The following is a 13,532-nucleotide window of genomic DNA, read 5'->3' as shown; positions in this document are numbered from 1 at the left end:
CCGATCCGGGGCAATCCCAGCACACGTTCATCACAGGGTGGTCCTGCTCTGGTGGGGGAGCTGCGAACGTCGCGAGGCTTGGCCGTCAGCGATCGTGGTTAAGGCTGCCAGGGCACTCAGGCCCGGGCTGCAATCTTGTCAGCGGGGGCGGCGCGCTTTTGCCGGGACTCTGCCAGCTGCTTCACGCTAGCTTGGCGCCGGCTCTGAACGAACCCCTCGGGGAAGAGCGTGTCGAACGGGATGTCGAGCGCTTCAGCGAGCGCATCGGCGCCCTTCCGGTTGATCCCATGGAGCGCCTGGCGACAGGACGCCTCGTGGAGGCCAGCGGCGAGCGCGATCCCCCGGAGTGTCAGGTTTCGGCGCCGGACTTCATCTCGGATGCGGTCCGGCGTCCACCGGGCGGGCTGTGGGGTCACGGCCTGGGTCACATTCTGGCTCCTGGGAACCGCCGGCTGGCAGGCCGGCCTCTCGGGTCGCGTTGCAACAGTTGGTAGAACGATCGTATCCGTGATTTCACGGTTTTGGAAGTGAGAAATCGGTTTCCCACTTCGATATCCGTATTTTCACGGAATAATGATAGTTTCTGCTTTTAAATCAGTGGCTTAGACGATGGCAAGGCCGATCAAGGAAACTGGGAAGCCGGTTCCCGGTTTCACAAGCGGCTTCAGGGACCGGCTTGAGTCCGTGATTAATCGGATTGGCGGCGGACAAGCTGCGGCGGACCTGACGGGCGGCTCGGTCGATCAGCTGACCTCGTGGCGGCTCGGTCGGACCAGGCCGGATTTCTTCGCGCTGATCCGCTTGTGCGAGGCCGCAGGGGAAACTGTGGATTGGCTCGCAAAAGGCGAATACCACCCTGCCGCGCAACCCAATGATGCCCTAACCGTTATGAGAACGAAAAGGGAACACACGGGGGCGTCGCTAATGCAAGGTTCCATGCCGGTTGAGGGCAGCGAAGATGCTATCGCCCTGCCGCGGCTCACCATTGACGGTTCGGCGGGTCATGGGCTAATTCCGACAAGGGGGGAAATCGAGGACTATTTGTCAGTTAGTAGGCGCTACTTACGGGAGGTGGGTATCAACCCACACTACGCACATGTGTTGCGTCTAAGCGGCCACTCAATGGCGCCTACGTTGTTGGATAAAGATCTCGTCATTGTTGATACGTCGCAGAACCGCGTTCGTGACGAGGAGATATACGCTCTTGCCTACGGCGATGCCGTGCTGATCAAACGCATCCGTCCTCAGCTGGACGGCGGCCTGAAGGTGATCAGCGACAACAAGGGCGGCCATTACGAAGACGCGATCGTGCCGGCTGCGGAGCGCGATCAAGTCCGCATCGTCGGTCGCGTGGGCGGTTTCCTGCGCTACATTTGATAAATCACGCGCTTCGATAAGCAATTACCAGGGTTATGCACAATGAGAAACAGCCCTTTTGAGAGATTTTGCTGCTTCATTGCGCTAATTAATATGCTGGCGTTTTATGCTCTATCGGCCTGGTTTCTACTCGACCGAACGGTTACCGCGGCAATCGCCGTAGCGCTGACGCTGAATATGGCAATGGGTTGGCTACTCGTCGCCGGCATCAGCCGCGACGCATCCGGCGTGCGGGTTTGGACGTCGAGGCCCGCGGTCGGCTGCATCCTGCTGTCCGTTGTCGTGGCCGCTGGACTGTTCTTCTGGGCCGCTGGCTCGGCGAGACTGTGACAGTTGATACTGCGCGCCAGCTTCTGGATAAGCCTTGTTATGCCATCTGAACCTGCGCGACACCCCCGCCCACCTTAGATGCCGTGAGACTGAAAACAGCTTGAAAACGAAGAGCATATCCCGCTAGGACCCGGCCAATCCCGGACATTCCCGGTTCTGCCATCTGATCTAGCGTCCTACATGACGGCGGCGGGTGGCGCGGGATGTGCTCGCCTCCGGTATCCCCCCGGTTTCCTCACGCCACGGTTTCGATGAGCATCACCCCGCCCCGCGACAAGAGCCGCCTCGCCACCCGCACCCGCCTGGTCCATGCCGGCCGCGACCCGTCGCAGCAGCACGGCTTCGTCAACACCCCGATCTATCGCGGCTCGACCGTGCTCTACGAGAGCTACGACGCGCTCAGGAACCGGCGGGCCGAGTATACCTACGGCACCGCCGGCACCCCGACGATCCGCGCCCTCGAATCCGCCTGGACCGAGCTCGCCGGGGCCGCCGGCACGGTGCTGACGCCGTCGGGCCTCGCCGCCGTCACGGTCGGGCTCCTGTCCTGCCTCAAGGCCGGCGACCACCTGCTGGTGAGCGATTCCGCCTACCGCCCGACGAGGGTGTTCTGCGACGGGTTCCTGGCGCGGTTCGGGGTCGAGACGACCTATTACGACCCGACGGTCGGGGCCGGCATCGCCGACCTGATGCGCGAGAACACGGCGGGCGTGCTCACCGAGGCGCCGGGCTCGCAGAGCTTCGAGATGCAGGACATCCCGGCCATCGCGGAGGCCGCGCATGCGCGGGGCGCCTGCGTCTTGATGGACAATACCTGGGCGACGCCGCTGCTGTTCCCGCCGCACGAGCGCGGCGTCGACATCGCCATCGAGGCCGGTACCAAGTACCTGTCGGGCGGCTCGGACCTGCTCCTCGGCCTCACCTCGGCCAACGCGCGGTACTGGCCGGCCCTGCGGCGGACCTTCGATCAGTTCGCGATGTGCGCGGGGCCTGAGGACGTCTTCCTCGCGCTGCGGGGCCTGCGCACCCTCCCCTTGCGCCTGCGCGAGCACGGCGAGCAGGCGCTCAAACTCGCGCGCTGGTTCCAGGGCCGGCCCGAGGTCGCCCGGGTGCTGCACCCGGCCCTGCCGGAGGATCCCGGCCACGCGATCTGGTCGCGCGACTTCCTCGGCTCGTCCGGCCTGTTCTCGATCATCCTCAAGCCCTGCCCCGAGGCCGCGGTGGCGGCGATGCTCGACGGGCTCGAGCTGTTCGGGATGGGCTTCTCCTGGGGCGGCTTCGAGAGCCTGGTGATCCCGTTCGACTGCGCGCCCTACCGCACCGCCACGCCCTGGGCCCCGGGCGGGCCGGGCCTGCGGTTCCAGGTCGGGCTGGAGGACCTCGACGACCTGACGCGGGACCTGGAGGCCGGGTTCGCGCGGCTGCGGGCGACGTCGTGAGACGTCCCGCCGTCACGGCGCCAGCCACGTCGCTGCCTCGGCCTCCCCGTCCCAGGTGAACAGCGCCCGCCGGTGCCCCTGGCGGGCGAGATACAGGAATTCCAGCCGGGCGGCCGTCAGCACGATCACCCGGAACTCCGGGAACCCCGCCTCCACGGCCTCGTCGTCCCGCGGCTGGATGGTGGCGCCGCCTTCGGCCAGGGGCGTTCCGGGGCCGGGGCTGGTGGCGTAGCAGACCCGGCTCATCGGCCGCGACGCCGCCCAGGCGGCGCGGGCGACCGCGTCCTGCCCGTGCAGGCGGGCCGTGCCCTCGATCCGCACCTGGAGCTTGGCCTTGGGATCGTAGGCGTGAAGGGCCGCCCGGGGATCGGCGGCGATCTCGGCCGCCTTGCCGGAGCGGGCGTCGCAATGGACCCGCAAGGTGCGAAGCGTCCGGTCGACCCCGCGCAGGACCACCGTGCGCAGGCGCGGGGCGCCGTCGCGGCCGATCGTGGCGAGGGCCGGGGTGTGGAAGCCGCTCTGGTGCGCCGCCCCCTCCTCCAGCCGGCGCCAGGTCTCGTCGAGGCAGCCGGCGAGGTCGTCGTAGAACGGCGGCGGCTCGGTCATGCGCGGTTCGACTCTCCGGTTCGTTCACCAATCTAGGTCACGATCCGGGGAACCGGGATGCCCCGGCGAAGCTTGTCCGTACGACCGTTCCTGCCGAGGTTCTCGACCCATGACGCTCCGCGCGACGCTGGCCTGGCTGCCCCTGGCCGCCGCCCTCACGGCCCTGCCGGCGATGGCCGCCGACCTGCCGGCCGGGTACGCGGCCCGCGGCGCGGCCGGGTTCTCCGCCGGCTGGGGCGCGCCGCCGCCCCCGCCGCCGCCCGTCGCGGTCGAGGCCGAGGTCCAGGCGGACGTCATCGTGGCCGAGCCCCCGCCGCACCGGCTCCTCGGCTTCGGCTACGCGCCGGTCCTGCCCTATTACGGCGTCTCGACCGGGCCCTACGGCTACCCGCCGCGGCGCGAGCCCGGCATCGGCGTCGGGCTGTTCTGACCGTCGCGGGCCGCGAGACGCGCGGCCACCAGCGCCTGCATGGCGAAGAGGTGGCGATCGCGGATGCCCATCGCCTCGCAGGCCGCCACCGTGTTGAGCAGGTACTCGGCGCTCGGGCCGGTGGGGCCGCAGGCCGCGGCGATGCGCGCGGCGATCGCCTCGTCCGACAGCCGCCCGGCGTAGCGGGCGCCGGCCCGGTCGGCCACGAAGGCGAGGACCGGGACCGGGCCGTCCGCCGTCTCGGCAGGGAGCCAGCGCGCGGCGTAGCCGCGCCCGCGCATCTCGCGCCGCCAGACCGGCCGGACCGCCTCCCGCACGTCCTCGCCGGCGATGCGGTAGGCCAGCCCCCGGCACTGCCCGCCCCGGTCGAGGGCGAGCATCACGCCCGGGCAGTCCGGCGTGCCGCGAAAGCCCGGCTGCCACAGGCAGAAGCGGCGGTGCCAGCCCCGCACCCGGGCCTCGCGCCGCTCGGCGAAGGGGAATTCCGGCCGCCACATCAGGGCGCCGTAGGCGAACAGCCACAGGGCCTGCGCGCCGCCGGGCTGCGCCGCCAAGGCCGCGTCGAGGCGCGCATCGGCCTCCGCCTCGCCCATCAGCGCCATGCCGTAGCCCGGGCCGCGCCCGTCGGCGGTCACGGGGTGCGGATGGGCCCGGGCGATCAGCGCGGCGTCGAGCGTGAGGGAGCGTTTGGGCATCGCAACCGTTAGTCCGGTGGGGTGCGGCAGCGCGGCCGGGGATGCGATCGGGACCGATCGGGTTTCCCGCCGCGCCTGCCGCCCCATGTTAGTGCCGTGCTAAGCGGTACAGGTCCAGGTTGTCCGGGAATGGAGGGCGCGTCATGGCCATCACGGGTCGCTTCAATTTCCGCAAGACCCTCACCGGCAAGCTCGTCCTGCAGGTCGAGACCGCGCGCCGCGCCTGGTGGCCCTTCGCCCGGGCGGCCTCGCCGGGCCATGTCTGGCGCGACGCCACGCCGAAGGACCTGACCGCGGTGGAGCTGCAGCCGCTGCTGAACCTGCGCCGCAATCCCGGCTACATGCCGCGCAACCCCGTGATCTTCATGATGGGCCGGGACCAGAAGGGCGAGGCTCCCTCCGCCGAGGTGGTAACGCTCGCCGCCCACCGCGCCGCCGGCCAGCAGCAGGCGGGGTGAGCGGCTATCGGGACGACGGCACCGCTCGCGCCCGGCTGCGTTGTCCCGGTCCAAGGGGTACAACCCTGCCGAACGGGAGAGCGCAGCATGGGCATGACCTCGGTGAACCAGGCCGTGATCGAGGCGCTGTCGGAGCAGATCGTCGCGACCTATTGCGACGCCGCCGGGCCCGCGGAGGGCCGGGCCCGCGCCCGGCTGATGGACGAGATCATGCACGCCATCGAGGAGCCGGTGGGCACCCGCACCCTGGCCGAGCAGGGACCCGAGCGGGTCAACGCCGTGCTGGCCGACTGGGAGGCGCAGGAGGGCCGCAGCTTCGGCCTGCGGCTGATCGAGATCGATCCCGGCCGCACCGTCGTGACGATGGCGTAGCGCCATCGTGCGATGGCATAGCGCCATCGCGCGATGGCGTAAGGGCCGTCACGACCGGCCGAGCTCGACCAGGAGGTCGGCGAGCGGGCCCGGCGCGCTCACCATCGCGTCGTGGCCGGTGGCGAGGTCGCGCCAGCCCCAGCCGGGCTGGCGCCGCACCCACGCCTTGACGCCGTCGAGGGTGGCGTAGGACGGCGCGGTGCAGTCGACGTAGGTGCGCGGCAGACCGTTGCCGACCGGGCCGCGGATCGGCAGCGGGCTCTCGTAGGTGCTCAGGGGATGCGGGGTCAGGCGGCGCTCGACCCAGGCGGCGTCCGCCGGATCGAGCACCCCGAAGGCCGCGGCCGGCGGCGGCGGCAGGCTCAAGGACCGGCTCGATTCCGCGGCGGCGCGGCGGCGGGCCGCCACCACCGCGGGCGGCAGCCCGTCGAACGGCGCGCGGCCGGGCTCCGCGATCAGCGCGTCGAGATAGACGAGGTGGGCCAGCCGCTCGGGCATCGCCTCGGCGACGCCGCTGATGGCGAGCCCCCCGAAGGAATGCCCGACGAGGACGACCTCCGTCAGCTCCTCCGCGGCGATCACCCCGGCGACGTCGCGCACGAAGGTGTCGAGGGTGAGGGTGGCGGAGAGGAGATGCGCCCGCTCGCCGAGGCCGGTGCAGGTCGGGGTGAAGACCCGGTGGCCCTGCGCCCGCAGGCGGTCGGCGACCCGGACCCAGCACCAGCCGCCGTGCCAGGCGCCGTGCACCAGCACGAAGGTCAGCCCGTCGCTCATTCACGCCCCTCCCGTCCGATCCGGGGGAGCCAAGCGCGAACGGCCCCGGCGCGCAAGAGGCCGGCGTGCAAGAGGCCGGCGTGCAAGAGGCCTCAGTCCCCGGCCTCGTCCCGGTCGTGGCGGTTCGCGTCGAAGCCGGCGATCATCCGTTCGAGGGACTGGAAGCTGCGCACCGCCTCCTGGGTGCGGCCGGCGGCGCACTTGCCCTCCGCGGAGCGGTACCACAGCAGCATGCTGTTGAAGGCGTGCTGGTGGGCCGGCGCCGCGACGCGGGCGCGCCGCTCGGTCTCGGCGTCGAACCAGACCCGGACCGCGTGGCCGGCATTGGTGCAGACGTCGGCCGAGGGCGGCAGGGCGGCGCGGGAGACGGTCGGATCGCACAGCACGGCGAACCAGATCGCTCCGGCGGCGAGGCCGGAGGCGCCGATCATGCCGGCGGCGCCGCGCAGGCGCCGGCCCCAGTCCGGCCTGGCCGGCTCGGAGGCCGGCAGGACCTCGACCGTCTCGGGGTGGCAATGGGTGTAGTGCACCGAACCGTCGGTGTGATGATGGGGCCACGGATGCGTCATCGAGCACCCCCTCGGGTCAGGGTGGGACTCCGGAGCCTCGCGCGGGCGATCTTAAGGTGCCGGGTCGTCGGGGAGGGTCGCGGCAGGACCACAGGAGCCGCGGCCGATCGCCGAACGCTCTGCGGCGGCATCGGAACCTCGCGAAGTGGCAGCAAGGTAGGCGCAAGGCCTCCGCCCCCGGCGTGCTCCAGCGCACATTCCGCGCGCAGACGCTGGCGATTTTCCGGTCGGCATGCTCTGCCTGTCGGCAGGAAGCGCGGCCGAAGGGGCGCGCGGCCGAAAGGGGCGCGACGACGCCCGCGAACGGGAGGATCTGCGATGCGCTGGCGCGACGCGACGGCCGCTCTCTGTCTCGGGCTCCTCTGGGCCGTGCCGGCCAGAGCGCAGGACATTCGGGCGCAGGACATTCGGGCGCAGGAGCCGCGCCGCTGGGCGACCGCCTGGGCCGGCTCGGTCCAGGGCCCCTACCCGGTCGGCAACCCCTCGGCCCAGCCCGACCAGAGCTTCGCGTTCCCCGACCCCGCCGAGGGTGCCCGCGACCAGACCCTGCGCCTGGTGCTGCGGCCGGACGTGTGGGGCCGCGAGGCCCGGTTGCGGATCTCCAACGCCTTCGGCACCCGGCCTCTCACTCTCGACGGCGTCCATGCCGGGCTGCAGCTCGGCGCCGCCGCCCTGGTGCCGGGGACGAACCGCCCGGTGCGGTTCTCCGGGAAGGACCGGATCACGGTCCCGCCCGGGGGCGAGGCTTGGTCCGACCCGGTCGCCCTGCCCTTCGCGGCCGATCCCGATTTGCCGCTGCTCGCCGGGCGCAAGCTCGCGGTCTCGCTCCACGTGGTCGGCGCGAGCGGGCCGATGACCTGGCACGCCAAGGCGCTGCAGACCTCCTACGCCACGGCGCCCGGTGCCGGCGCCCGCGGGGCGGACGAGGGCGAGGCGGCCTTCCTGTTCTCCACCGCCTCGTGGTTCTTCCTCGACGCGCTCGACATGTCGGTGAGCGTGCCCACCCCGGTCGTGGTCGCCTTCGGCGATTCGATCACCGACGGCACCGCCTCGACGATGAACGGCGACGACCGCTGGCCCGACGTGCTGTCGCGCCGCCTGCACGCGCAGCTCGGCAACCGGGTCGCGGTGGTCAATGCCGGCATCGGCGGCAACCAGGTGGTCGGCCCGGCTTCGTACGATGCGCAGAAGCCGTTTCCGGGCGGGCCCTCGGCGTTGTCCCGGCTCGACCGCGACGTGATCGGGCTGTCGGGCGTGGCGAGCGTGATCTGGCTCGAGGGCATCAACGATTTCAGCCGCAACGGCGAGGCCTCGCTCGAGGCCGTCGAAGCCGGGATGCGCGAGGGCGTCGCCCGCCTGCGCGCCGGCATCCCCGGAGTGCGGGTGATCGGCGCCACCCTGACCTCGGCCAAGGGCAGCTCCAGCCCCGCCCACGGCCATCCGGAGCAGGACGAGAAGCGCCGCGGGCTCAACGCCTTCATCCGGGAGTCCGGCGTGTTCGACGGCGTGGTGGATTTCGACGCCGCCACCCTCGATCCGGCGACCGGCGGTTTGCGCCCCGAGATGGTTCCGGAGAGCACCACCGGCGGCAAGGGCGACCGCCTGCACCCGAACCGGGCGGGCTACGTCGCGATGGGGAGCGGGATCGATCTCGGGGTGGTGCTGAAGGGGCGGTAGAGGATTGACGATTGATAAGGCTGCTAAAGCGTATAAAATTAAAAATCTAGAAATTTAATCTTATTAAATTAACACATATATAAATTTATTACATATTATTATTTTTTATTATTATACTAAGAATTTATTTCATTCAATAAGACCAGGGTATGCGTTTTAACAGTCTTGTCGGTTGCATATGTCGTTATTTTTTCCTCTATTATTGTCGCGTTATAGGCGTGATTAACCTGAACAACTCTATCTCTGCTGAATGAATCAGACAATTTTCCTCGATAATCCTCTCCGTTCGGAACCACTAGATGGAAATTCCCAGCTTTCACATCTATACCGACGAGGGTTCCTCTAGCTGTAACGGTTTCGCGAGAGACATCGGAGGTTGCCTCTATAATATTGGATATCTTCTCCATTCTTTGTTTGTCAATAAATTGTCCTAACTGGCGGCCATCTGACCGGTTCCAGCGAACATCAGCATCAAACCCACCGCGAACATTCGCCTTCGACCAGTCGAGAAGCCGTTTTACAACAGCATTTCCAAGTTTGTTTGCTACTTCCTTAACTGATGCGGCGCTATTTACTTCAACGACATCAAACAATTCTTCAATTGAGCTATCCAAATTGCGCGAAAAAAGATCTCGTTTCGTCGGGGCCATTAGTACTACGCCCAGGGATCCACTATATGTATATCCAAGTTCTAGCAAGCTTTCCGTCAGGGACTCGGTGCCAAATGTAGCTTTCGACTTAGGGTGCGTTTTTTTTGAGTCATAAATCTGCGTGAAAAGATACTGAAATCCTAGCATTGATTCGGAAACATAAGCAAGTCCGTACTGGTTTCCTTCAGCTCGGACTAAGCGATAGTTGCATATTTCGACATTAGACTCTTCGGCGGCCTCAAGCAGTCGAGCGCGAAGCTGATTTGCAAGTTTTTGCTTTGCTGCTAGGTTTATGCGCAAGGCTTTGCTTTCTGGCTCACGCATAGAAGCCAGTTCGAGCCTTGCAACCGAGGCAAAGGCGCGCCTTGCCTCTTCAGCGACGGATGCGTAATCCGACATCTGTTTCACCCAACCTAAGGACAGCGACCCCCTTTAACCATGCACCATCATGTTGTCTGCCATACTGTTCACTCCACAGCATCTCATTCCCATCAGCGCGAAATGAAGAATGGCCGATGGGGAATACAGTTTCTACGAAACCGTCAACGCCGTCAATAAAAATATTCATGTCGTCGTTGACAGCATCTACAAGCAACTCTTGCTCAACCGTAAGCAATTCGGTGACGTCAGGGTCTAAGATAATGGCAACATCAACATCTTTGGGGTCGGGCTTGCTAGTTAGAAAGCTGCCGTTAATTAGCATCTCACAACGAATGCCTGCAGCATCAAAGCATTTCACAAATATGCATAGTTGCTGAAATAGCCGCCGCCGCATCTCAGGGGCGGCAAATGGTAACACGCATATGCGCTCAAGCGCCGACAGCGTCATAAAATGCCGCCCCGGCGCTAGCAACGGTGGTTCATCGTACTTGAACGCCCCCATGGCCTGCATCGTAGCGAAATGCTGGCTTGCCGCAATGGCTAAGCTTGTTCGCTGAGCAAAAGGGCTGACCACTCAGTTCCCAATGGTCGCTACGTGAGATGCGATGCTCGCCAAGAAGCAACTATGTCGGCGTCTTGGATTGCAGAGAAGATTTTTGTCGGTGTTCATAGATGTCTTCAGCTATAATGTCAGACATAAGCTGACGTTTTAGCTCTTCCCAAGGGGAATTATACCTGCACGGCGGCGTACATTGGTTGCATGATATTTTTATTTGTGTTTCGCTCATGCCCCTGGCTTCCGGGCTCCGCCGTGCGGTCCCGGAATGACGCGGAGTGTGGGTGTCTGTCGGACAAATCGAATCGATGGGCCGTCACGCCCGCGCGTACAACCTGTCCGCTCGGCTCTCGAACGCATCGGTGAACTTGCGGAAGGCGCGATCGAACATCTTCCCCATCAGCAGGCCGAGCGCCAGGCTCTTGAACTCGTAGGTGATGAAGAACTCGACCGTGCAGCCGCCGTTCGGGGCCTCGCGAAAGGTCCAGCGGTTCTCGAGGTGCCGGAACGGGCCGTCGATGTACTCGGCGACGATCTTCAGGTTCGGGCGGTCGAGGCGGACCCGGGTGGTGAAGTGCTCCGAGATCGCCTTGTAGCCGACGCCCATGTCGGCAACCAGCGTCTCGGTGCCGTCCTCGCCCTCCTGCCGGCGCAGCACGCGCAGCGAGTCGCAGAGCGGCAGGAATTCGGGGTAGCGCTCGACGTCGGCGACGAGGTCGAACATCTCCGTCGGGCTGTGGCGGACGGTGCGGGTGGTGCGGAAGCTCGGCATCGGGTCAGACGGTCCCCAGCCGGTCGAGCCGGGCCTGCTTGAGCCGGGCGAAATCCTCGCCGGCATGGTGGGAGGAGCGGGTGAGCGGCGTCGCCGAGACGAGCAGGAAGCCCTTGGCGTAGGCCGTGGTCTCGTAGGCCTTGAACGCATCCGGCGTCACGAAGGACAGGACCGGGTGGTGCTTCTTCGTCGGCTGCAGGTACTGGCCGACGGTCAGGAAGTCGACCTCGGCCGAGCGCAGGTCGTCCATCAGCTGGAGCACCTCGTTGCGCTCCTCGCCGAGGCCTACCATGATGCCCGACTTGGTGAAGATGGTGGCGTCGAGCTCCTTGACCCGCTGCAGCAGGCGGATCGAGTGGAAGTAGCGGGCACCGGGGCGCACCGTCAGGTACTTCGACGGCACGGTCTCGAGGTTGTGGTTGAACACGTCGGGGCGGGCCGCGACCACGATCTCCAGGGCGCCGTCCTTGCGCAGGAAGTCGGGGGTCAGGATCTCGACGGTGGTCGAGGGGCTCAGGCGCCGGATCGCGCCGATCACCGCGGCGAAATGCGCCGCACCCCCGTCCTTGAGGTCGTCGCGGTCGACCGAGGTGATGACGACGTGGTGCAGGCCGAGCTTGGCCACGGCCTCCGCCACCCGCTCGGGCTCGGCCGCGTCGAGGGCCTCCGGCATCCCGGTGCGCACGTTGCAGAACGCGCAGGCCCGGGTGCAGGTGTCCCCCATGATCATGAAGGTGGCGTGCTTCTTCTCCCAGCACTCGCCGATATTGGGGCAGCCGGCCTCCTCGCACACCGTCACGAGCTTGTTCTCGCGCACGATGGCCTGGGTCTCGGCCCATTTCGGCGAGCCCGGCGCCTTGACGCGGATCCAGTCCGGCTTGCGCAGGATCGGCTGGTCGGGCCGGTGCGCCTTCTCCGGGTGGCGCGGGCGCTGGTCGTTGCGCAGGAGATCGAGGACGACGGCCATGGGATCCGGGGCGGCAAGGGGTTTCGAGACGAAGAAGCGCCCGCGAACCCCTCGCGGCGCAGAGGTGACTTAAGATGTCCGGGCCGCCGGGGCAAATGGGGCGTGACGCGCCGCCGCGCGGCGCGCCATGCATTCGGGCCCTGGCCGGCCGGCGACGGCGCCCGGTCGGGCCTGCCGTCGCGCGCGCCGCGACGGCGCGTCAGTAGCGCCGCTCGCCCCGCACCGCCCGCACCACCGCGATGATGATGACCGCGCCCACCGTGGCGGAGATCAGGTTGCGCCAGAACCCGAAGATCGGGATGTGGAGCTGGGCCGCCAGGAAGTTGCCGACCACGCCGCCGATGATGCCGAGCACGATGTTGCCGAGGAGGCCCATGCTCGAGTTCATGAAGCGCTCGGCCAGCCAGCCCGCCAGCGCGCCGATGACGATGGCCATGAGGAGGCCGACGCCCGGCTGACCGAGCGCTCCGTACACGTGACCGTCCATGCTGTTCCCCTGTCCCGCCGCCGCTCGCGGCCGAAACCCCCAGATAGGGGCGGCACGGCCGCGTTGCACCATGCGGCCGCGCTTCGGGCGGCGGAAACGTGACGATGGGGAACCTTCGCCGGGAACCTTGGCGGTTCGGGCCCGTTCTGCGCACGGCCCGCGCCGCCCCACGGGCGCGGGTCCCCTCGGAGAGTTCGATCCCATGACGCTGAAGACCGCCTTCGCGACCGCCGCCCTCGTGCTGGCGTCCCTGCCCGCCCTGGCCCAGACCGCGACGCAGCAGGACGCGACCGGCGCGATGACCACCCAGCAGGTCAAGACCGCGACGGTGCAGTTCATCACCCTCCAGCCCACGGCGGCGGTGACCTCGCGCATCCTCGGCACCAAGGTGACCAACGCCCAGAACGAGTCCATCGGCGACATCGCCGACCTCGTGATCGTCGACGGCAAGACCGTGCAGGCGGTGATCCTCGGCGTCGGCGGCTTCCTCGGCATCGGCGAGCGCTACGTCGCCGTCAATCCCGACAGCGTCGTCCTGACCCGGGACGGCGACAGCTGGAAGGCGACCGTGAACGCCACCAAGGACGAGCTGAACAAGGCCCCGGCCTTCGACTACAAGAAGAAGAGCTGACGATCCCGCGCCCCGGCGAGCCCGGGGCGCCCCTCACGCGCCCTTGTTCCGCCGCTCGCGGAACACCAGGGAGAGGTTGCGCAGGTAGATCACCGTGCCGAGGCTCTGGCCGAGGATGAAGACCGGGTCGCGCCGGTAGAGCGCGTAGCCGAGCAGCACCGCCGAGCCGCCGAGCGACAGGAACCAGAACGAGAGCGGGATCACGCTGCGCCCGGCCCGCTCGCTGGCGATCCACTGGACCAGGAAGCGGGCGGTGAACAGCCCCTGCCCGACGAGGCCGATCAGGAGAACGAGGTCGACCGGGCCGGTGAACAGCGACCAGAAATAGGCGCTGAGCCCGTGCATGATGTCGGCGACCATC

Annotated in this window: 19 protein-coding genes; 8 read left to right on the top strand and 11 right to left on the bottom strand. The window is 67.3% G+C overall.

Annotated elements, in window-relative coordinates:
* Nucleotides 1-116: 116 nt before the first annotated feature.
* The gene (locus A5481_RS16280) at nt 117-428 is read right to left on the bottom strand and encodes a helix-turn-helix domain-containing protein (RefSeq protein WP_053082550.1); all 312 of its coding nucleotides are present in this window, start codon (nt 426-428) and stop codon (nt 117-119) included.
* Nucleotides 429-609: 181 nt separating this feature from the next.
* Here A5481_RS16280 and A5481_RS32540 point away from each other — a divergent pair, with 181 nt between their 5' ends.
* From A5481_RS32540 to metC, 3 genes are all read left to right on the top strand, one after another.
* A complete protein-coding gene (locus A5481_RS32540) occupies nt 610-1,377 on the top strand; it encodes a S24 family peptidase (protein WP_082173443.1) in 768 nt (255 codons plus the stop codon).
* 42 nt (nt 1,378-1,419) lie between these two features.
* Nucleotides 1,420-1,707, top strand: a complete 288-nt coding sequence (locus A5481_RS16275; RefSeq protein ID WP_156655629.1) for a hypothetical protein — start codon at nt 1,420-1,422, stop codon at nt 1,705-1,707.
* Between the two features lie 251 nt (nt 1,708-1,958).
* Nucleotides 1,959-3,146, top strand: coding sequence for a cystathionine beta-lyase (metC, locus tag A5481_RS16270; protein WP_048436432.1), 1,188 nt, complete (start codon nt 1,959-1,961; stop codon nt 3,144-3,146).
* 12 nt (nt 3,147-3,158) lie between these two features.
* Here metC and A5481_RS16265 read toward each other — a convergent pair whose 3' ends face one another.
* Entirely contained in the window at nt 3,159-3,752 is a 594-nt protein-coding gene (locus tag A5481_RS16265) for a pyridoxamine 5'-phosphate oxidase family protein (RefSeq protein ID WP_048436431.1), read from the bottom strand.
* A gap of 109 nt (nt 3,753-3,861) precedes the next feature.
* Here A5481_RS16265 and A5481_RS16260 point away from each other — a divergent pair, with 109 nt between their 5' ends.
* Nucleotides 3,862-4,182: a hypothetical protein gene (locus A5481_RS16260; RefSeq protein WP_048436430.1), complete on the top strand. Its 321-nt coding sequence runs from the start codon at nt 3,862-3,864 to the stop codon at nt 4,180-4,182.
* Here the strand turns inward: A5481_RS16260 and A5481_RS16255 are convergent.
* Complete coding sequence (locus tag A5481_RS16255; protein ID WP_048436429.1) at nt 4,137-4,877, bottom strand: gamma-glutamylcyclotransferase; 741 nt, start codon at nt 4,875-4,877, stop codon at nt 4,137-4,139. The two genes, A5481_RS16260 and A5481_RS16255, sit on opposite strands and share 46 nt — an antisense overlap.
* Nucleotides 4,878-5,020: 143 nt before the next feature.
* Between A5481_RS16255 and A5481_RS16250 the strand changes: the two genes are divergently transcribed.
* Complete coding sequence (locus tag A5481_RS16250) at nt 5,021-5,335, top strand: hypothetical protein (RefSeq protein WP_048436428.1); 315 nt, start codon at nt 5,021-5,023, stop codon at nt 5,333-5,335.
* An 87-nt stretch (nt 5,336-5,422) separates the two neighbouring features.
* On the top strand, nt 5,423-5,707 hold the full coding sequence (locus A5481_RS16245; protein WP_048436427.1) for a hypothetical protein: 285 nt from the start codon (nt 5,423-5,425) through the stop codon (nt 5,705-5,707).
* A 48-nt stretch (nt 5,708-5,755) separates the two neighbouring features.
* On the opposite strand, the gene A5481_RS16240 is transcribed toward A5481_RS16245, so the two are convergent.
* On the bottom strand, nt 5,756-6,481 hold the full coding sequence (locus A5481_RS16240; RefSeq protein ID WP_048436426.1) for an alpha/beta fold hydrolase: 726 nt from the start codon (nt 6,479-6,481) through the stop codon (nt 5,756-5,758).
* Between the two features lie 92 nt (nt 6,482-6,573).
* The gene (locus A5481_RS16235) at nt 6,574-7,050 is read right to left on the bottom strand and encodes a hypothetical protein (protein WP_197514198.1); all 477 of its coding nucleotides are present in this window, start codon (nt 7,048-7,050) and stop codon (nt 6,574-6,576) included.
* A 318-nt stretch (nt 7,051-7,368) separates the two neighbouring features.
* Here A5481_RS16235 and A5481_RS16230 point away from each other — a divergent pair, with 318 nt between their 5' ends.
* On the top strand, nt 7,369-8,727 hold the full coding sequence (locus A5481_RS16230; RefSeq protein ID WP_053082549.1) for a GDSL-type esterase/lipase family protein: 1,359 nt from the start codon (nt 7,369-7,371) through the stop codon (nt 8,725-8,727).
* A 116-nt stretch (nt 8,728-8,843) separates the two neighbouring features.
* On the opposite strand, the gene A5481_RS33605 is transcribed toward A5481_RS16230, so the two are convergent.
* The 5 genes from A5481_RS33605 to A5481_RS16215 all read right to left on the bottom strand — a co-directional run bounded on the left by A5481_RS33605 (nt 8,844) and on the right by A5481_RS16215 (nt 12,540).
* Complete coding sequence (locus A5481_RS33605; protein ID WP_156312056.1) at nt 8,844-9,776, bottom strand: hypothetical protein; 933 nt, start codon at nt 9,774-9,776, stop codon at nt 8,844-8,846.
* Nucleotides 9,751-10,260, bottom strand: coding sequence for a DUF6932 family protein (locus A5481_RS33600; RefSeq protein ID WP_156312054.1), 510 nt, complete (start codon nt 10,258-10,260; stop codon nt 9,751-9,753). The genes A5481_RS33605 and A5481_RS33600 overlap by 26 nt, the downstream gene beginning before the upstream one ends.
* A 370-nt stretch (nt 10,261-10,630) precedes the next feature.
* A complete protein-coding gene (locus A5481_RS16225) occupies nt 10,631-11,086 on the bottom strand; it encodes a type II toxin-antitoxin system RatA family toxin (protein ID WP_048436425.1) in 456 nt (151 codons plus the stop codon).
* Between the two features lie 4 nt (nt 11,087-11,090).
* On the bottom strand, nt 11,091-12,053 hold the full coding sequence (gene lipA, locus A5481_RS16220) for a lipoyl synthase (RefSeq protein WP_048436424.1): 963 nt from the start codon (nt 12,051-12,053) through the stop codon (nt 11,091-11,093).
* Nucleotides 12,054-12,252: 199 nt separating this feature from the next.
* Nucleotides 12,253-12,540, bottom strand: a complete 288-nt coding sequence (locus A5481_RS16215) for a GlsB/YeaQ/YmgE family stress response membrane protein (protein ID WP_048436423.1) — start codon at nt 12,538-12,540, stop codon at nt 12,253-12,255.
* 202 nt (nt 12,541-12,742) lie between these two features.
* On the opposite strand from A5481_RS16215, the gene A5481_RS16210 reads away from it, so the two are divergent.
* Nucleotides 12,743-13,171, top strand: coding sequence for a PRC-barrel domain-containing protein (locus A5481_RS16210; RefSeq protein ID WP_048436422.1), 429 nt, complete (start codon nt 12,743-12,745; stop codon nt 13,169-13,171).
* 33 nt (nt 13,172-13,204) lie between these two features.
* Here the strand turns inward: A5481_RS16210 and A5481_RS16205 are convergent, their stop codons facing one another.
* Nucleotides 13,205-13,531, bottom strand: coding sequence for a lipid-A-disaccharide synthase N-terminal domain-containing protein (locus A5481_RS16205; protein WP_048436421.1), 327 nt, complete (start codon nt 13,529-13,531; stop codon nt 13,205-13,207).
* Nucleotide 13,532 lies beyond the last annotated feature (1 nt).

Source organism: Methylobacterium platani (assembly GCF_001653715.1).
Classification (GTDB): domain Bacteria; phylum Pseudomonadota; class Alphaproteobacteria; order Rhizobiales; family Beijerinckiaceae; genus Methylobacterium; species Methylobacterium platani.
Note: the sequence above shows the minus strand (reverse complement) of the source record. Positions and strands in the feature narration are given on the sequence as shown.